The 17,931-nt window shown below is 68.4% G+C and carries 16 protein-coding genes and 1 pseudogene; 16 read left to right on the top strand and 1 reads right to left on the bottom strand.

The genetic code is table 11. The annotated features are described in order from the left end of the window. Window positions 1–45: 45 nt before the first annotated feature. From typA to ACFWBF_RS22820, 12 genes are all read left to right on the top strand, one after another. Window positions 46–1,950, top strand: a complete 1,905-nt coding sequence (typA, locus tag ACFWBF_RS22875) for a translational GTPase TypA (RefSeq protein WP_385604880.1) — start codon at window positions 46–48, stop codon at window positions 1,948–1,950. A gap of 405 nt (window positions 1,951–2,355) precedes the next feature. Then, window positions 2,356–3,981 (top strand): ABC transporter substrate-binding protein, encoded by a 1,626-nt coding sequence (locus ACFWBF_RS22870; protein ID WP_385604877.1) that lies wholly within the window; start codon window positions 2,356–2,358, stop codon window positions 3,979–3,981. Window positions 3,982–4,076: 95 nt separating this feature from the next. Beyond that, entirely contained in the window at window positions 4,077–5,021 is a 945-nt protein-coding gene (locus ACFWBF_RS22865) for an ABC transporter permease (protein ID WP_385604874.1), read from the top strand. Then, window positions 5,014–5,979: an ABC transporter permease gene (locus ACFWBF_RS22860; RefSeq protein WP_385604871.1), complete on the top strand. Its 966-nt coding sequence runs from the start codon at window positions 5,014–5,016 to the stop codon at window positions 5,977–5,979. The genes ACFWBF_RS22865 and ACFWBF_RS22860 overlap by 8 nt, the downstream gene beginning before the upstream one ends. 13 nt (window positions 5,980–5,992) lie before the next feature. Beyond that, window positions 5,993–7,048 (top strand): ABC transporter ATP-binding protein, encoded by a 1,056-nt coding sequence (locus ACFWBF_RS22855; RefSeq protein WP_385604868.1) that lies wholly within the window; start codon window positions 5,993–5,995, stop codon window positions 7,046–7,048. Continuing rightward, on the top strand, window positions 7,041–8,093 hold the full coding sequence (locus ACFWBF_RS22850) for an ABC transporter ATP-binding protein (RefSeq protein ID WP_385604865.1): 1,053 nt from the start codon (window positions 7,041–7,043) through the stop codon (window positions 8,091–8,093). The genes ACFWBF_RS22855 and ACFWBF_RS22850 overlap by 8 nt, the downstream gene beginning before the upstream one ends. Window positions 8,094–8,252: 159 nt before the next feature. Next, a complete protein-coding gene (locus ACFWBF_RS22845) occupies window positions 8,253–9,191 on the top strand; it encodes a GNAT family N-acetyltransferase (protein WP_385604862.1) in 939 nt (312 codons plus the stop codon). Window positions 9,192–9,298: 107 nt separating this feature from the next. Further along, window positions 9,299–10,927 (top strand): ABC transporter substrate-binding protein, encoded by a 1,629-nt coding sequence (locus tag ACFWBF_RS22840; RefSeq protein ID WP_385604859.1) that lies wholly within the window; start codon window positions 9,299–9,301, stop codon window positions 10,925–10,927. A 31-nt stretch (window positions 10,928–10,958) separates the two neighbouring features. Further along, complete coding sequence (locus tag ACFWBF_RS22835) at window positions 10,959–11,882, top strand: ABC transporter permease (protein WP_385604856.1); 924 nt, start codon at window positions 10,959–10,961, stop codon at window positions 11,880–11,882. Then, complete coding sequence (locus tag ACFWBF_RS22830; protein ID WP_385604854.1) at window positions 11,875–12,882, top strand: ABC transporter permease; 1,008 nt, start codon at window positions 11,875–11,877, stop codon at window positions 12,880–12,882. The genes ACFWBF_RS22835 and ACFWBF_RS22830 overlap by 8 nt, the downstream gene beginning before the upstream one ends. A 12-nt stretch (window positions 12,883–12,894) precedes the next feature. Next, on the top strand, window positions 12,895–13,878 hold the full coding sequence (locus ACFWBF_RS22825) for an ABC transporter ATP-binding protein (RefSeq protein ID WP_385604851.1): 984 nt from the start codon (window positions 12,895–12,897) through the stop codon (window positions 13,876–13,878). Beyond that, a complete protein-coding gene (locus ACFWBF_RS22820) occupies window positions 13,871–14,947 on the top strand; it encodes an ABC transporter ATP-binding protein (protein ID WP_385604848.1) in 1,077 nt (358 codons plus the stop codon). The genes ACFWBF_RS22825 and ACFWBF_RS22820 overlap by 8 nt, the downstream gene beginning before the upstream one ends. On the opposite strand, the gene ACFWBF_RS22815 is transcribed toward ACFWBF_RS22820, so the two are convergent. Then, on the bottom strand, window positions 14,937–15,464 hold the full coding sequence (locus ACFWBF_RS22815) for a DinB family protein (RefSeq protein WP_385604845.1): 528 nt from the start codon (window positions 15,462–15,464) through the stop codon (window positions 14,937–14,939). The two genes, ACFWBF_RS22820 and ACFWBF_RS22815, sit on opposite strands and share 11 nt — an antisense overlap. 336 nt (window positions 15,465–15,800) lie before the next feature. On the opposite strand from ACFWBF_RS22815, the gene ACFWBF_RS22810 reads away from it, so the two are divergent. The 4 genes and pseudogenes from ACFWBF_RS22810 to ACFWBF_RS22795 all read left to right on the top strand — a co-directional run. Further along, window positions 15,801–15,995, top strand: a complete 195-nt coding sequence (locus tag ACFWBF_RS22810) for a hypothetical protein (RefSeq protein WP_385604842.1) — start codon at window positions 15,801–15,803, stop codon at window positions 15,993–15,995. A 23-nt stretch (window positions 15,996–16,018) separates the two neighbouring features. Next, window positions 16,019–16,915, top strand: coding sequence for an N-acetyl-1-D-myo-inositol-2-amino-2-deoxy-alpha-D-glucopyranoside deacetylase (gene mshB, locus ACFWBF_RS22805; RefSeq protein WP_385604839.1), 897 nt, complete (start codon window positions 16,019–16,021; stop codon window positions 16,913–16,915). After that, window positions 16,912–17,295, top strand: a complete 384-nt coding sequence (locus ACFWBF_RS22800; RefSeq protein WP_385604836.1) for a DUF6113 family protein — start codon at window positions 16,912–16,914, stop codon at window positions 17,293–17,295. The genes mshB and ACFWBF_RS22800 overlap by 4 nt, the downstream gene beginning before the upstream one ends. Window positions 17,296–17,490: 195 nt before the next feature. Then, window positions 17,491–17,931: pseudogene (locus ACFWBF_RS22795) on the top strand (hypothetical protein); the annotation flags it as partial.

The raw sequence follows: 17,931 nt of genomic DNA, 5'->3' as shown, positions 1-17,931 counted from the left end.
CAGGCCGTACGCGTCGCCATCCACGATCCCGGGAGAAGCGCCGAAGTGCCCACGCGCCACGACATCCGTAACGTCGCCATCGTCGCCCACGTCGACCATGGCAAGACGACCATCGTCGATGCCATGCTCAAGCAGGCCGGTGCCTTCGCCGCCCACCAGCACCTCGACGACCGCATGATGGACTCGAACGACCTGGAGCGTGAGAAGGGCATCACGATCCTCGCCAAGAACACGGCGGTGAAGTATCACCCCAAGGACGGCGGGGCCCCGATCACGATCAACATCATCGACACCCCCGGCCACGCCGACTTCGGTGGTGAGGTCGAGCGCGGTCTGTCGATGGTGGACGCCGTCGTTCTGCTGGTGGACGCCTCCGAGGGTCCGCTGCCCCAGACCCGCTTCGTCCTGCGCAAGGCCCTGCAGGCGAAGATGCCGGTCATCCTCTGCATCAACAAGACCGACCGCCCGGACTCCCGGATCGACGAGGTCGTCAACGAGACGTACGACCTCTTCCTGGACCTGGACGCGGACGAGGACCAGATCGAGTTCCCGATCGTCTACGCCTGCGGCCGTGACGGCGTTGCCTCGCTGACCAAGCCGGAGGACGGCACCGTCCCGGCCGACAGCGACAGCCTGGAGCCGTTCTTCTCCACCATCCTGGAGCACGTCCCCGCCCCGGTGTACGACGAGGAGGCGCCCCTCCAGGCCCACGTCACCAACCTGGACGCCGACAACTTCCTCGGCCGCATCGCGCTCGTCCGCGTCGAGCAGGGCGAGCTGCGCAAGGGCCAGACCGTCGCGTGGATCAAGCGTGACGGCTCGATGTCCAACGTCCGCATCACCGAGCTGATGATGACCGAGGCGCTCACCCGCAAGCCGGCCGAGGTGGCGGGCCCGGGTGACATCTGCGCGGTCGCCGGCTTCCCCGAGATCATGATCGGCGAGACCCTGGCCGACCCGGAGAACCCGATCGCCCTTCCGCTGATCTCGGTGGACGAGCCGGCCATCTCCATGACCATCGGTACGAACACCTCCCCGATGGTCGGCCGTGGCGGCAGCGGCAAGGGCGCGGACGCCAAGTCCGCGGTCAAGGACCGCAAGGTCACCGCCCGCCAGGTCAAGGACCGTCTGGACCGCGAGCTGGTCGGTAACGTCTCGCTCCGCGTCCTCGACACCGAGCGCCCGGACGCCTGGGAGGTCCAGGGCCGTGGTGAGCTCGCGCTCGCCATCCTGGTCGAGCAGATGCGCCGCGAGGGCTTCGAGCTGACCATCGGCAAGCCGCAGGTGGTCACGCAGGAGATCGACGGCAAGGTGCACGAGCCGGTCGAGCGCATGACGATCGACGTTCCCGAGGAGCACATGGGCGCGGTCACGCAGCTCATGGGCGTCCGCAAGGGCCGCATGGACAACATGTCGAACCACGGCTCCGGCTGGGTCCGCATGGAGTTCGTCGTCCCGTCGCGCGGTCTCATCGGCTTCCGTACGGAGTTCCTCACGGGCACGCGCGGTACCGGCATCGCCCACTCCATCCACGAGGGTCACGAGCCGTGGTTCGGCCCGCTGGTCACCCGTAACAACGGTTCGCTGGTCGCGGACCGCTCGGGCTCGGTCACGCCGTTCGCGATGATCAACCTGCAGGAGCGCGGCGTCCTGTTCACCGACCCCGGCACCGAGGTGTACGAGGGCATGATCGTCGGCGAGAACTCGCGCTCCGACGACATGGACGTGAACATCACCAAGGAGAAGAAGCTCACCAACATGCGTGCGGCTTCCGCGGACAACACCGAGAACGTGGTGCCGCCCCGCAAGCTTTCCCTTGAGCAGTCCCTGGAGTTCTGCCGCGACGACGAGTGCGTCGAGGTGACCCCGGAGGCGGTCCGCATCCGCAAGGTCGTCCTGGACCAGAAGGACCGCTCGCGCACCGCGTCGCGCGCCAAGTCCGCCAAGTAGCAAACCGCCTCACCCCGCAACAGCCCTTCCCGTCACGGACTCTGTGACGGGAAGGGCTGTTCGCTTTTGTCAAGCGGATTTATACGTTCAGGTGTCCGCATACCGACCGTGACACTCCGGAAGGTGAGCTAACCGTCCGTTTCGCACGTGTCTGTCTCCTATCCGTTTGTCCGGATTTCGGGTTTTCGACACAAGACGATGTTGTGAAAACGAGACCACTTAAGTGTGGTTTACGGTCATGGCTTCCCTGAGGATGGCTCCATTGAGCTCGGGTCAATGGGTCACACGCTGTGGGGAGCGTCGACTCACGAGCACACACGATGGGCCCGGATTTCGCTGTCAGGGGTGTCAGCGGGGCCGGTTCCCTTCACGTATCGACAGTGACTCCTGAGGAGGCAATTACCCATGCGCGGAGCAACGAGCGCCAAGTGGGTCGTGGGTGCCGTCATCGTGGCCATGGCCGCGACGGCTTGCAGCACCAGTAGCGACTCGAAGTCCGGCGGCAAGTCCGGCGGCAACATCACCGTGGTGCTCGGCGAGCCGCAGCACGGCCTGGTGGGTCAGAACACGGCCGAGACCGAGGGTGCCGAGGTCCTGAACGCGGTCTTCACCGGTCTGGTCAAGTACGACAACAAGACCAACGAGCCGAAGCTCGCGGTAGCCGAGTCCATCGAGACCACGGACTCGAAGACCTGGACGATCAAGATCAGGGACGGCTACACCTTCCACAACGGTGAGAAGGTCGACGCCAAGTCCTTCGTCCGTGCGTGGAACTGGGGCGCGAACCAGGACAACGCCGCGGAGAGCCTGCCCTTCTTCGACAAGATCGAGGGTTCCCAGGAGCTGGCTCCGGGCAAGGAGAAGAAGCCCACGGCCACCGAGCTCAAGGGCCTGAAGGTCGTCGACGAGAAGACCTTCACCGTCACGCTGAAGGCCCCGTTCTCCCAGTTCAAGACGATGCTGGGTTACACCGCCTTCTACCCGCTGCCCGCCGCCTTCGAGGCCGACCCGAAGAAGTTCGGCGAGTCCCCGATCGGCAACGGCCCCTTCCAGATGGACGGCGCCTGGGAGCACAACAAGCAGATCAAGGTCAAGAAGTACGACAAGTACCCGGCCGAGGGTCGCGCCAAGCTCGACGGCGTCACCTTCAAGATCTACGACAACCTGGACACGGCGTACAACGACCTGCGCGCCGACACCATCCAGATCGTCGACAAGCTCCCCGTTTCGGCGCTGGCGACCGTCTCCCAGGAGTTCGGCGACCGCTACATCTACAAGCCCGAGTCGGCTGTCGGCTACATCGGTCTCCCGATCGCCACCAACCCGGAAGCCTTCGGCAAGGTGGAGATCCGCAAGGCGATCTCCATGGCCATCGACCGGGAAACCATCGCGAAGACCATCTTCAACGGCACCCGCAAGCCGGCGGACGACTTCATCAGCCCGATCATCCCGGGCTACCGCAAGGGCGCGCTGGGCGAGGTCGCGACCTACCAGCCGGCGAAGGCCAAGGAGCTCTACACCCAGGCGGGTGGCCTCCCGGGCGCCAAGCTGGAGATCGGCTACAACGCCGACGGCGGCCACAAGGAGTGGATCGAGGCCGTCGCCAACCAGCTGAAGGCGAACCTCGGCATCGAGGTCACCGCCAAGCCGTTCACCAAGTTCGGTGACATGCTGGACGACCTCCAGGCGAAGAAGTACAAGGGCGCCTTCCGCATGGGCTGGTCCATGGACTACCCGGCGGCGGAGAACTACCTGCGTCCGATCTTCTCGAAGGTCGCGATCGAGAACGGCTCCAACTACGGCGGCTACGTCAACGAGGAGTTCGAGGGCCTCATGGCGCAGGCCGACACGGCCACCGACGCCGCCGAGGGGCTGAAGCTGTACCAGAAGGCCGATGACGTGATCATCAAGGACCTTCCGTACATCCCGGTCTTCACCTACATGTCTTCTTCGGCCTACTCCAAGACCGTGAAGAACGTCGAGGTCGACGCGCAGGGCCGTATGGACCTGGCGAACGTCGAGCTCAACTAACACCCCTCTTCACCAAGGGGACACCGGGGGCGGGTAGGCGGAATCAGGATTCCGCCTGCCTGCCCCTTCCCCCTGTTCTTCTGCTTGGAGGTCTGATGGGCCGCTACCTCATCCGCCGCCTCATACAGGCGATCCCTGTACTGATCGGCGCCACGCTCCTCATTTACTGGTTGTGCTTCTTCCTGCCTGGCGACCCCATTCAGGCGCTCGCGGGCGACAAGAAGGCCGACCCGATCGTCGCCGCGATGCTGCGCGACAAATACCACCTCGACGACCCGTTCCTGCTCCAGTACTGGAACTACTTCACGGGCCTGTTCCAGGGCGATTTCGGTGAGACCCTGCAGGGCCGCAAGGTTCTCGACCTCATCACCGAGGCCTTCCCGTACACGATCAACCTGGCCTTGATCTCGTTCGTCATCGAGGCCGTCGTCGGCGTCGCGGCGGGCGTCATGGCCGCGCTGCGCCGGGGCAAGTTCATCGACCAACTGGTGCTGATCTCCACGCTGATGGTCATCTCGATCCCGGTGTTCGTCACCGGCTTCGTGCTCCAGCTGACGCTGGGCGTCCAGCTCAAGAACAGCTGGGGAATCGACTTCTTCCCCGTCTCCTTCAACGAGTCCGACGGCATCCGGGCGTACCTCCTCCCGGCCTTCGTGCTCGCCTCGACCTCGCTCGCGTACGTGGCCCGACTGACCCGTACCAGCCTGATGGAGACGATGCGCGCCGACTACGTGCGCACCGCCACCGCGAAGGGCCTGCCCCGCCGCCGCGTCGTCGTGAACCACGCGCTGCGCAACGCGTTGATCCCGATCGTGACCTTCCTCGGTGCGGACCTCGGCTCCCTCATGGGCGGTGCGGTCATCACCGAGAAGATCTTCAACATCCACGGCATCGGCGGCACGCTGGCGATGTACGTCTACCAGAAGCAGGGCGTCGTCGTGGTGGGTGTCGTCACCCTCCTCGTCCTCGTGTACCTCATCGCCAACCTGGTCGTGGACCTGCTCTACGCCGTGCTCGACCCGAGGATCCGCTATGCGTGACACGACTACGGTGGGGGACGAGTTGCCCGACACCCAGACCGCCGCAGGGACCTCCTCCGCGAGCACCGCGCCCGCCCAGGCTCCCAAGTCCGGCAAGAAGAAGGACCGCGAGGCCAGCCTCTGGTCCGACGCCCTGTACGACCTGCGCCGCAACCCGATCTTCCTGATCGGTGCGTTCCTGGTGCTGGTCATGCTGGTGCTGTCCGTGGTGCCGCAGTGGTTCACCGACGGCAGCCCCTTCGAGGGGACCGCCTGCACCCTGCAGAACTCGCTCAAGACCCCGAGCGCGGACCACTGGTTCGGCTTCGACATCCAGGGCTGCGACATCTACACCCGTACGGTGTGGGCGGCCCGGAACTCGGTCATCGTCGGTGTCACCACCACGACCCTGGTGATCGTCGTCGGCGGCGCGCTCGGCCTGGTGGCCGGCTGGGCCGGCGGCATCGTCGACAGCATCCTGTCCCGCTTCACCGAGATCTTCTTCGCCATTCCGCTGCTCCTCGGCGGCATGCTGATCATGTCCGGCCTCAAGGGCAACGCCTGGACCGTCTCCCTGGTCCTCGCCACCCTGGGCTGGCCGCAGATCTACCGCATCATGCGGTCCTCGGTCCTGGCGAACAAGAACAACGACTACGTGATGGCCGCCCGCGCCCTCGGCGCCGGCACCCTGCGCATCACGACCCGGCACATCCTGCCGAACGCCGTCGCCCCCGTCATCGTGGTCGGCGCGATCAGCCTGGGTGTGTACATCTCCGCCGAGGCGGCCCTGTCGTACCTCGGCATCGGCGTCCAGCCTCCGGAGATCTCCTGGGGCCTCATGGTCAGCGACGCTTCCGTCCGCTGGCTGCAGGCTCCCCACGTGCTGCTGTTCCCGGCCGCCGCGCTGAGCATCACCGTGCTCGCGTTCATCATGGTCGGCGACGCGGTCCGCGACGCCCTCGACCCGAAGCTGCGCTGAGGAAGGGCGTACGTTGACCATCATCGACAAGACCTCGAATGTCCCCGCGCCCCGTTCGGCGCCGGAGGACATCCCCCTGCTCGAAGTGCGAGACCTGCACGTCGAGTTCCACACCCGCGACGGTGTCGCCAAGGCGGTCAACGGAGTCTCCTACTCCGTGAACGCCGGCGAGACCCTCGCCGTCCTCGGCGAGTCGGGTTCCGGCAAGTCCGTGACGGCGCAGGCCATCATGGGCATCCTGGACATGCCCCCCGGCCGGATCCCGTCCGGCGAGATCCTCTTCCAGGGCACCGACCTGCTGAGGCTCCCGGCCGAGGAGTTCCGCAAGGTCCGCGGCCAGAAGATCGCCATGATCTTCCAGGACGCGCTGTCCTCGCTGAACCCGGTGCACACCGTCGGCGCCCAGCTCGGCGAGATGTTCCGCGTGCACCGCGGGATGTCCAAGAAGGACTCCACCGCCAAGGCCATCGAGCTGATGGACCGGGTGAAGATCCCCGCCGCCAGGGCGCGCGTGGGTGACTACCCGCACCAGTTCTCCGGCGGTATGCGCCAGCGCATCATGATCGCCATGGCGATGGCCCTGGAGCCCGACCTGATCATCGCCGACGAGCCCACCACGGCTCTCGACGTGACGGTCCAGGCCCAGGTCATGGACCTGCTCGCGGAGCTCCAGCGCGAGATGAACATGGGTCTGATCCTGATCACCCACGACCTCGGCGTCGTCGCCGACGTCGCGGACAAGATCGCCGTCATGTACGGCGGCCGGATCGTCGAGAACGCCCCGGTCCACGAGATCTACAAGCGTCCGGCGCACCCGTACACCCGCGGTCTGCTGGACTCGATCCCGCGTCTGGACCAGAAGGGCCAGGAGCTCTACGCCATCAAGGGCCTGCCGCCCAACCTGCTGAACATCCCCTCGGGTTGCGCCTTCAACCCGCGCTGCCCGAAGGCGCAGGACATCTGCCGCACCGACGTGCCGGTTCTGCACCCGGTGACCGAGCAGGACGGCACCGAGATGGCCGGCCGCACCAGCGCGTGCCACTTCTGGAAGGAGCAGATCCATGGCTGAGCTCACCAAAAACGCCCCCGAGCGCGAGCCGATCCTCCAGGTCCGCAACCTGGTCAAGCACTTTCCGCTGACCCAGGGTGTCCTGCTCAAGAAGCAGGTCGGCGCGGTCAAGGCAGTTGACGGCGTCTCCTTCGACCTCTACCGGGGCGAGACCCTCGGCATCGTCGGCGAGTCCGGCTGTGGCAAGTCCACCGTCGCCAAGCTGCTGATGAGCCTGGAGAAGGCGACCGCCGGCGAGGTCTTCTACAAGGGCGAGGACATCACCAAGCTGTCCGGCAAGGCCCTCAAGGCCGTCCGCCGCAACATCCAGATGGTGTTCCAGGACCCGTACACCTCGCTGAACCCGCGCATGACGGTCGGCGACATCATCGGCGAGCCGTTCCAGATCCACCCCGAGGTGGCTCCCAAGGGCGACCGGCGCCGCAAGGTCCAGGAGCTCCTGGACGTCGTGGGCCTCAACCCGGAGTACATCAACCGGTACCCGCACCAGTTCTCCGGCGGTCAGCGCCAGCGCATCGGCATCGCCCGCGGCCTCGCGCTCAACCCGGAGATCATCATCTGCGACGAGCCGGTCTCCGCGCTCGACGTGTCGGTGCAGGCCCAGGTCATCAACCTGATGGAGAAGCTCCAGGACGAGTTCAACCTCTCCTACCTCTTCATCGCGCACGACCTGTCGATCGTCCGGCACATCTCGGACCGCGTGGGCGTCATGTACCTCGGCAAGATGGCCGAGATCGGCTCCGACGCCGAGATCTACGAGCACCCGACGCACCCCTACACCCAGGCGCTGCTCTCCGCCGTGCCGGTTCCGGACCCGGAGGCCCGCGCCCACCGCGACCGGATCATCCTGACCGGTGACGTCCCCTCCCCGGCCAACCCGCCCTCGGGCTGCCGCTTCCGCACCCGCTGCTGGAAGGCCGAGGAGAAGTGCTCGACGGAGGAGCCCCTGCTGGCGATCCCGCAGCGCTTCCAGGGCGTGGACACCCCGGCCGCGCACGAGTCTGCGTGCCACTTCGCCGAGGAGAAGGCCGTCCTGGCCGTCTGACCCCCGCGCAGGCGTACCGCCCAGGGCGCCCGGCACCGGATCTCTCCGGTGCCGGGCGTCCTGGCGTTCGCCCCCGTATGCCCCTATGCCCGTACGCCCGTACCTCCGCGGCGGGAAAGCCGGTTGCACCCGCCCGCCGCGCGGGGGGAGAGTGGGCCGATGCCCATCACGCTGACCGTACGGCCCGCCGGGCCCGGGGACGCCGCGGACGTCTGCGCCCTGCTCAACGCCGTGGACGTGTTCGAGATCGGCCGCCCGGAGACCGACCTGGGTACCGTCGAGGCCGACCTCCTGCACCCCGACGTCGACCTCGCCGCCGACTCCTGGCTCGCCTTCGCCGACGGACGGCTCGTCGCCTACGGCCTGGTCTGGGCCGACTCGGGGCCGGGCCGCATCGACTGCGACCACTACGTGCTGCCCGGCCACGACGAGGCCGCCGCCCGGCTGCTGGAGCTGATGGAGGCCCGGGCCCACGTGATGAACGGCGGGGAGCGGGAGGGCCGGCTGCGGCTCCAGCTCAACGCGGAGCCCACCCTCGACCTCGGCCTCCTCGCCGCCCGCGGCTACCGCAGCGTACGCCGCTACCAGGTGATGACCCGAGCGCTCGACGAGGCCGCCGCCGTTGCCCCGGCCCCGCCCGCCGGACTCACCCTGCGCCACTGCGGAGCCGACGCGGCCGACCGCCGCCGGGCCCACGCCCTGATCGAGGAGACCTTCACCGCGCACCACGGCCACGTGGCGCGCCCGTACGAGCCCTGGCTGGACCACATCGACGGCCGGCGCCTGGACTGGTCGCTGGTCTGGATCGCCGCCCTGCCCGGCCACGGTGACGTCGGGGTCCTGCTGACCCGCGACGACCGCACCAGCATGGCCTGGATCAGCCACCTCGGCGTACGGGAGGACCTGCGCGGCCGCGGCATCGGCGCGTACCTGCTGCGCCACGGCTTCGCCGCCCACGCGGCGCGCGGCCGCGACACCCTGGGTCTCGGCGTGGACACCCACAACGAAACCGGCGCGCTGGCGCTGTACGAGGCGCACGGCATGGCGCTGCACTACGCGGTCGACACCTGGGAGCTCCCTTTGCACTCGCAGGGGTGACAGGCGCTCGGCGAGCGGGTGCAATCGGTCCAACCATGAGTGCACGGAACCCCTCATGGGGTGACATTGGCCCCAAGTGAATCTTGGGACCCAGTAGGAGGCACTCCATGCGCGGAGCCACCCACGCCAAGTGGGCCGCATGTGCGGTGGCCGTCGCCCTCGCGGCGACGGCCTGCGGCGGCGGAAGCGACAGCGGCGGGGGCGGGGCCGCGGGAATCGTCAGCTCCTCCTGGGGTGACCCGCAGAACCCGCTGGAGCCGGCCAACACCAATGAGGTGCAGGGCGGCAAGGTCCTCGACATGCTCTTCCGGGGTCTGAAGCGGTACGACCCGAAGACCGGCGAGGCCAAGAACATGCTCGCCGAGAAGATCGAGACGACCGACAGCCAGAACTTCACGATCACGCTGAAGGACGGCTGGAAGTTCAGCAACGACGAGCCGGTCACCGCGCAGTCCTTCGTGGACGCCTGGAACTACGGGGCGGACGTCCGCAACAAGCAGAACAACTCGCCGTTCTTCTCCGACATCGTCGGCTACGCGGACCTGCACCCGGCGTCGGGCGAGCCCAAGGCCAAGACGATGTCCGGCCTGGTCGTCAAGGACCCCAAGACCTTCACGGTCGCCCTGAAGGAGAAGTTCTCCACCTGGCCCGTGACGCTGGGCTACCAGGCCTTCTCCCCGCTGCCCAAGAGCTTCTTCAGCGACCACGCCGGATGGCTGAACAAGCCCGTCGGCAACGGCCCGTACACGGTGGACTCGTACACCAAGGGCACCGGCATGAAGCTGCGCAAGTGGGACGGGTACCCCGGCGAGGACAAGGCGCAGAACGGCGGCGTGGACCTCAAGGTCTACACCGACAACAACACCGCCTACACCGACCTGATCTCCGGCAACCTCGACCTCGTCGACGACATCCCGGCGCAGCAGCTGAAGAACGTCAAGAACGACCTCGGCGACCGCTACATCAACCAGCCGGCCCTCATCATCCAGACCCTCACCTTCCCGCTGTACGACCCGCAGTGGAACAAGGAAGGCATGGAGAAGGTCCGCCGCGGCATCTCCATGGCGATCAACCGCGACGAGATCACCAAGCAGATCTTCCGCGAGACCCGCACCCCCGCCAAGGACTGGACCTCGCCGGCCCTCGGAGAGAAGGGCGGCTTCAACGCCACGCTCTGCGGCGACGCCTGCAAGTTCGACCCGGCGGCGGCCAAGAAGCTCATCCAGGACGCGGGCGGCCTCCCCGGCGGCAAGGTCACGCTGACCTCCAACGTGGACACCGGATCGCACCGCGACTGGATGGACGCCGTCTGCAACAGCATCAACAACACGCTGGGCGAGGGTCCGGTCTGCACGGTCAACCCCGTCGGCACCTTCGCCGACTTCCGCAACCAGCAGAGCAGCTACAAGCTGACCGGCCCCTTCCGCTCCGGCTGGCAGGCCGACTACCCGCTGATCCAGAACTTCCTGGAGCCGCTGTACTACACCAACGCCTCGTCCAACTACGGCAAGTTCAACAACGCGGACTTCGACAAGCTCATCGACGAGGCCAACCGGGAGAGCGACACGGCGAAGGCCACGGCCACGTTCCAGGACGCCGAGAAGATCCTCGCCGAGCAGATGCCGTCCATCCCGCTCTGGTACCAGAACGGCAGCGCCGGACACTCCGAGCGGATCTCGGACGTGGCGCTCAACCAGTTCAGCGTCCCCGTCTACGACCAGATCAAGGTCAGCTGACCCACTTTTCGGATCGATCCTGGAGCAGTCCATGGGACGTTATGTGATCCGGCGGCTGCTCCAGATGATCCCGGTGTTCATCGGCAGCACGTTCCTGATCTTCTTCATGGTGTACGCGCTCGGAGACCCGGTCGCGGCCCTCTTCGGCGACAAGGCGCCCGACCCGGCCACCGCCGCGCGCATCCGCAAGGACCTCTACCTCGACCAGCCCCTGTGGAAGCAGTACCTCCACTACATGGGCCAGATCTTCCAGGGCGACTTCGGCACGGCCTTCAACGGCCAGTCGGTCACCGAGCTGATGGCCAGCGCCTTCCCCGTCACCCTGCGGCTGACCATCGTCGCGATCTTCTTCGAGATCGTCGTCGGCATCACCCTCGGCGTGATCAGCGGACTGCGCCGCGGCAAGTCCGTCGACACCTCGGTGCTGGTGCTCACCCTCGTCGTCATCTCCGTGCCGACGTTCGTGACGGGCTATCTGCTCCAGTACCTCTTCGGCGTGAAATGGGGCTGGGTCCGGCCCACCGTCTCCCCGGACGCCCCCTTCAACGAACTGATCCTGCCCGGCATCGTGCTCGCGCTGGTGTCCCTCGCCTACGTCACCCGGCTCTCCCGCACCTCCATCGCGGAGAACGTCAAGGCCGACTACGTGCGCACCGCCGTCGCCAAGGGCCTGCCGCGCCGCCGGGTCGTCACCCGCCACCTGCTGCGCAACTCGCTCATCCCCGTCGTCACCTTCATCGGCACGGACATCGGCGCCCTGATGGGCGGCGCCATCGTCACCGAGCGGATCTTCAACATCCACGGGGTCGGATACCAGCTCTACCAGGGCATCCTGCGCAACAACTCCCCGACGGTCGTCGGCTTCGTGACCATCCTCGTCATCGTCTTCCTGCTGGCGAACCTGCTCGTCGACCTGCTCTACGCGGTCCTGGACCCGAGGATCCGTTATGCCTGAGCACACCGGGCCCGCCTACGACCCGCTGCAACCCGGAGAGGGAGAAGCCATCGCCCCCACCGGCCAGGGCGGCCCCATGGATCTGGCGCTGGACGAGGCCGAGAGCCTCGAGAAGACCCTCGGCGACGCGACCACCGGGCCGGGGCCGCAGGAGAAGCCCCGCTCCCTGTGGTCCGACGCCTGGCACCAGCTGCGCCGCAACCCCGTCTTCGTCATCTCCTCGCTGATGATCCTCTTCCTCGTGATCATCTCCATCTGGCCGCAGCTCATCGCGAGCGGCGATCCGCTGCAGTGCGACCTGTCCAAGTCGCAGCAGGGCTCCTCCCCGGGCCACCCCTTCGGCTACGACACCCAGGGCTGCGACGTGTACACCCGTACCGTCTACGGGGCCCGCGCCTCCATCACCGTGGGCGTCTGCGCCACCCTCGGCGCCGCCCTGCTCGGCTCGCTGCTCGGCGGGCTCGCCGGGTTCTTCGGCGGCTGGGGCGACGCACTGCTCTCCCGGGTCGCGGACATCTTCTTCGGCATCCCCGTCGTCCTCGGCGGCCTGGTCTTCCTGTCCGTGGTCACCAGCACCACCGTCTGGCCGGTCGTCGGCTTCATCGTGCTCCTCGGCTGGCCGCAGATCGCCCGCATCGGCCGCGGCTCCGTCATCACCGTCAAACAGAACGACTACGTCCAGGCGGCCCGGGCCCTCGGAGCCGGCAACGGCCGGATGATGCTCCGCCACGTGGCGCCCAACGCCATCGCCCCCGTCATCGTCGTCGCCACCATCGCGCTCGGCACCTACATCGCGCTGGAGGCCACGCTGTCCTTCCTCGGCGTGGGCCTGCGCCCGCCCACCGTCTCCTGGGGCATCGACATCTCCAACGCGGCCTCGCAGATCCGCAACGCCCCGCACATGCTGCTCTGGCCGGCGGGCGCGCTGAGCCTGACCGTGCTCGCCTTCATCATGCTCGGCGACGCGGTGCGCGACGCCCTCGACCCCAAGCTGCGCTGAGGAGTCCCGCACATGCTGCTCGAAGTCCGCGACCTGCACGTGGAATTCAAGACGCGCGACGGAGTCGCCAAGGCCGTCAACGGCGTCAACTACTCGGTGGCCGAGGGCGAGACGCTCGCCGTGCTCGGCGAGTCCGGCTCCGGCAAATCGGTGACCGCCCAGGCCGTGATGGGCATCCTCGACATGCCGCCGGGCCGGATCGCGGGCGGCGAGATCCTCTTCAAGGGCAAGGACCTCCTCAAGATGAAGGAGGACGAGCGCCGCAAGGTCCGCGGCGCCGAGATGGCGATGATCTTCCAGGACGCCCTGTCCTCCCTGAACCCGGTCCTCAGCGTGGGCGCGCAGCTCGGCGAGATGTACGAGGTGCATCGCGGGATGTCCCGCAAGGACGCCAAGGGCAAGGCCGTCGAGCTGATGGACCGGGTGAAGATCCCGGCGGCGAAGGAGCGGGTGGGGGACTACCCGCACCAGTTCTCGGGCGGCATGCGCCAGCGCATCATGATCGCCATGGCGCTGGCCCTGGAGCCCTCGCTGATCATCGCGGACGAGCCGACGACGGCCCTGGACGTCACCGTGCAGGCCCAGGTGATGGACCTGCTGGCCGAGCTCCGGCGCGAGCTGAACATGGGCCTGATCCTGATCACCCACGACCTGGGCGTGGTCGCGGACGTGGCCGACAAGATCGCGGTGATGTACGCCGGCCGGATCGTCGAGGCGGCGCCGGTCCACGAGATCTACAAGGCGCCCGCGCACCCGTACACGCGCGGCCTGCTGGACTCCATCCCGCGCCTGGACCAGAAGGGCCAGGAGCTGTACGCCATCAAGGGCCTGCCGCCGAACCTGCTGGCCATCCCGCCCGGCTGCGCCTTCAACCCCCGCTGCCCGATGGCCCGGGCGGTGTGCCGCACCGACGTCCCGCCGCTGTACCGGGTGACCGAGTCCCCGGTGGAGCGCACCAGCGCCTGCCACTTCTGGAAGGAGTGCCTCCATGGCTGAGTCCCTTCTGGAAGTGAAGGACCTCGTCAAGTACTACCCGCTGACCCGGGGCGTCCTCGTCAGGAAGCAGGTCGGCGCGGTCAAGGCCGTCGACGGGGTCTCCTTCGACCTGGTGGCCGGCGAGACCCTCGGCATCGTCGGGGAGTCCGGCTGCGGCAAGTCCACGGTCGCGAAGATGCTGGTCAACCTGGAGCGCCCGACCGCAGGCGCGATCAGCTACAAGGGCGAGGACATCACCAAGTTGTCCGGCAAGGCCCTCAAGGCCGTCCGCCGCAACATCCAGATGGTGTTCCAGGACCCGTACACCTCGCTGAACCCGCGCATGACGGTCGGCGACATCATCGGCGAGCCGTACGAGATCCACCCCGAGGTGGCCCCCAAGGGCGACCGGCGCCGCAAGGTCCAGGACCTGCTGGACGTGGTCGGACTCAACCCCGAGTACATCAACCGCTATCCGCACCAGTTCTCCGGCGGCCAGCGCCAGCGCATCGGCATCGCCCGCGGGCTCGCCCTGCAACCGGAGGTCATCGTCGCGGACGAGCCCGTCTCGGCCCTCGACGTGTCCGTCCAGGCGCAGGTCATCAACCTGATGGAGCGGCTGCAGAACGAGTTCGACCTCTCCTACGTCTTCATCGCACACGACCTCTCGATCGTCCGTCACATCTCGGACCGGGTCGGGGTGATGTACCTGGGGCGGATCGTCGAGATCGGCACCGACACCCAGATCTACGACCACCCCACCCACCCGTACACCCAGGCACTGCTGTCCGCGGTGCCGGTCCCGGACCCGCAGGCCCGCGCCCACCGGGAGCGGATCATCCTGACCGGTGACGTACCCTCCCCGGCCAACCCGCCCTCGGGCTGCCGCTTCCGCACCCGCTGCTGGAAGGCCCGGGAGCGCTGCGTCGTGGAGGTACCGCTGCTCGCGGTCCCGGAGGTCTTCCCTTCGGGGCCCGCCGCCCACCCCTCGGCCTGCCACTTCGCGGCCGAGAAGCAGGTGGTCCCGCCCGCGGCCCCGCCCCCGCCGCCGACTCCGCCCCCGCCGCCGCCTGCGCTGACTAAGGAGTGACCCGTCCGGGCCCCAGCAGCAGGCCCAACTGGCCGAGATGGGCCAGGGAGTCCGCCAGCTGCCCGGCCAGGCGCTCCTCCACGGTCTGCGCCGTGCCCAGCGTGGGACTCGGGGCGATCCGGGCGTGGTCCTCGGCGGGTGCCGCCGCCAGGTACGCCTCCACCCGCGCGTGTACGGCGTCCAGGTAGCCCGTCAGCAGCGCGGCGCCCGGCGCCCCGGCCCCGCGGAAGGCGGCCGCCTGCGCGGCGGTGTGCCCGTAGCCGGTGTCCGACGGGTCCGCGGGGCGGCCGAAGCGCTCCGCCCAGCCCTGGGACACGTACAGCTGGGGGAGCCCGGCGATCTCCGAGAGATTGCGGTCCTGGCCGCGTGCGATGTGCCACAGCAGCCAGGCCGGGCTGTTCGCGTCCGGGTCCCCGGCGGGCCCGGTGAGTCCCCGGCCGGCCATGTCGGCCATACGGGTGGTTTCCTCCCGTACCCGCCGGAACAATGACAACGCCAGGCCCTGCCAGCCGCTCATTTCTCGCCACCCCCGTGAAGCCGGTCCGGACACCGCAGGCGCCACCGTAACGCGGTTTACACGCAGGCAACTTGACCGTTTCTGCCCCGAGATCCGGGGCGGGCAGCCTGAGGACCGTGCGGCCGTGCGGGTGCCGACAGCCGGCCGGGGAGGCGTACAGGCTCCCCGGTCGGCGTTTTCATGCCCCCGGCCATGCGCGGCGTGCGCCCCTCGTGCTGCCGGAATTCGATCGATGCGCTGGTACGGATAGTTATGATCCGTAGCGCACGGTGGGTATGAGTCTGCCGAGCATCAAGTACGCCTACCGATATCCGCTCGACGTGGAGGTGAAACGCCGTGGCACTCTCGATCTCGGCCGTGGTGCTGCTGGCGGTCATCGTCTTCCTACTGGTCCGCAAGTCGGGCCTGAAGGCGGGACACGCGGTGGTCTGTGTACTTCTCGGCTTCTACCTGGCGAGTTCGACCGTCGCCCCGACGCTCGATCAGCTCACCACGAACGTGGCCAGCATGATCAGTGGCCTCAAGCTGTAGGACTCGCCTCGTAGGCTTGGCCCATGAACGGTCTTCCCGCCCGGCGCCTCCTCCTCGTGCACGCGCACCCGGACGACGAGTCGATCAACAACGGCGTCACCATGGCCAAGTACGCGGCCGAAGGTGTCCATGTCGCCTTGGTGACCTGCACCCTCGGAGAGGAGGGCGAGGTCATCCCGCCCGGCCTCGCCCACCTGGCGGCCGGCCGTGACGACACCCTCGGCACGCACCGCGTCGGCGAGCTCGCCGCGGCGATGGCCGAACTGGGCGTCGCCGACCACCGGTTCCTCGGCGGCCCGGGCCGCTTCCGGGACTCCGGGATGATGGGCGCCGAGCAGAACCGCCGTCCGGGCGCCTTCTGGTCCGCCGAGGTCGACGAGGCCGCGGCGTACCTCGTGGAGGTGATCCGCGAGCTGCGCCCCCAGGTCCTCGTCACCTACGACCCCGACGGCGGCTACGGGCACCCCGACCACATCCAGGCCCACCGCGTCGCCATGCGGGCGGCCGAGCTGGCCGCGGAGCCGACGTACCGCCGCGACCTCGGCGCCCCGCACGAGATCGCGAAGATCTACTGGAACCGGGTCCCGCGCTCGGTCGTCGAGGAGGGCTTCGAGCGGCTGCGCGGGGCCGGGGCGAAGGTGCCCTTCCCGGGGCTGGCGGAGCCGGACGACGTGCCCGGGGTGGTGGCCGACGCGCGGATCACCGCCGAGATCGCGGCAGATGAGGCCGTCGTGGCGGCCAAGGCGGCCGCGATGCGGGCCCACGCCACCCAGATCGCCGTGGACGGCCCCTTCTTCGCGCTCTCCAACGACCTGGCGCAGCCGCTGTTCGCCCGCGAGTACTACGAGCTGGTCGCGGGCGAGCCGGGGGCCCCGGCGGGCGAGCGCGAGCGGGACCTCTTCGCGGGGGTGCGGGCATGAGCGGGACGCTGACGCCGGGACGGATCGCCGTCCTGCTGGGCCTGTTGGTCGCGGGGGTGCTCACCGGCGGGGCCGGCTGGCTCGTGGTGGATCTGTGGTTCCCGGGCGGGCTGGTGCTGGCGCTGCTGGCCCTCTTCGGGCTGTTCCTGGGCGGCCGGATCGCGGTCGGGACCGGGATCGGCGTGGGCATGGGGGTGATCGGCTGGTTCCTCGCCTACGTGATGCTCGGCGTGCCCAGGGCGGAAGGAGACTTCCTGCTCAGTTCTGCCGGAATCGGCATGTATGCCTACCTTTTGGGCGGGGCCGTGCTGGCTGTGATGTGTGCCACGATGCGCGGGCCGGCGGATCGGCCGGTTTCGGCCGCGCGGCCCGGCAGGTGAAGTGCCGCTGAACTCCGCCGAAGTGCGGGTTGACGGGCCGTCGAGGGCCGCTCGGGAGGCGCTTGAAGGGGGTCAAGGGGAACCCTTCATTCCCGGGAGTCAGTTGCGGGCGGGCGGCGGCCAGTATGGTGGACCGGCCGCCGAGCTGCCCGCGCACGGTATGACGGGCGGCGGAGCCAACCGGGAGAACCTGCCTTGAGTCGTGAAACCGACAGTTCGTCCTCCGGGCCCAAGGGGCGCGGTGGAGCCGCCTACCCCTCGGGTACGCCGCCGTATGGAACCGGCCAGTATCCGTCCACGGACGCTGCGGCGACCGCCCCGGAGGAGAACTCTGTGACTGCCAAGCCGTCCACGCCCGATTCCGACGGGCCGAAGACCGAGACCACCCTGACGACCCGGATCCGGATCAACATCCCGGGTTCGCGGCCGATTCCGCCCGTGGTCGTACGCACACCCGTCGCCACGCCCGCCGAGCCGAAGCCCGAGCCGGCCCCCGAACCCGTCGCCGAGCCGGAGCCGAACCCGGCGCCGGCCGCGCGGGACGAGGCGGTCGGCAACTGGTTCGCCCCGCGCAAGGCGGCCACACCGCCGCCCCCGCCGCCGGGCGCCGCCGGGCCGGGCGCCGGTGTCCCCGCG

Source organism: Streptomyces sp. NPDC060028, assembly GCF_042736725.1.
Classification (GTDB): domain Bacteria; phylum Actinomycetota; class Actinomycetes; order Streptomycetales; family Streptomycetaceae; genus Streptomyces.
The sequence above is the reverse complement of the archived record's forward strand: the minus strand, read 5'-3'. Positions and strand labels throughout refer to the sequence as shown.

Excerpts from the sequence above, each read along its gene's own strand:
- ACFWBF_RS22870 (WP_385604877.1), top strand. The coding sequence starts at position 2,356 with ATGCGCGGAGCAACGAGCGCCAAGTGGGTCGTGGGTGCCGTCATCGTG.
- ACFWBF_RS22865 (WP_385604874.1), top strand. The coding sequence starts at position 4,077 with ATGGGCCGCTACCTCATCCGCCGCCTCATACAGGCGATCCCTGTACTG.
- ACFWBF_RS22860 (WP_385604871.1), top strand. The coding sequence starts at position 5,014 with ATGCGTGACACGACTACGGTGGGGGACGAGTTGCCCGACACCCAGACC.
- ACFWBF_RS22850 (WP_385604865.1), top strand. The coding sequence starts at position 7,041 with ATGGCTGAGCTCACCAAAAACGCCCCCGAGCGCGAGCCGATCCTCCAG.
- ACFWBF_RS22845 (WP_385604862.1), top strand. The coding sequence starts at position 8,253 with ATGCCCATCACGCTGACCGTACGGCCCGCCGGGCCCGGGGACGCCGCG.
- ACFWBF_RS22840 (WP_385604859.1), top strand. The coding sequence starts at position 9,299 with ATGCGCGGAGCCACCCACGCCAAGTGGGCCGCATGTGCGGTGGCCGTC.
- ACFWBF_RS22835 (WP_385604856.1), top strand. The coding sequence starts at position 10,959 with ATGGGACGTTATGTGATCCGGCGGCTGCTCCAGATGATCCCGGTGTTC.
- ACFWBF_RS22830 (WP_385604854.1), top strand. The coding sequence starts at position 11,875 with ATGCCTGAGCACACCGGGCCCGCCTACGACCCGCTGCAACCCGGAGAG.
- ACFWBF_RS22825 (WP_385604851.1), top strand. The coding sequence starts at position 12,895 with ATGCTGCTCGAAGTCCGCGACCTGCACGTGGAATTCAAGACGCGCGAC.
- ACFWBF_RS22820 (WP_385604848.1), top strand. The coding sequence starts at position 13,871 with ATGGCTGAGTCCCTTCTGGAAGTGAAGGACCTCGTCAAGTACTACCCG.
- ACFWBF_RS22815 (WP_385604845.1), bottom strand. The coding sequence starts at position 15,464 with ATGAGCGGCTGGCAGGGCCTGGCGTTGTCATTGTTCCGGCGGGTACGG.
- mshB (WP_385604839.1), top strand. The coding sequence starts at position 16,019 with ATGAACGGTCTTCCCGCCCGGCGCCTCCTCCTCGTGCACGCGCACCCG.
- ACFWBF_RS22800 (WP_385604836.1), top strand. The coding sequence starts at position 16,912 with ATGAGCGGGACGCTGACGCCGGGACGGATCGCCGTCCTGCTGGGCCTG.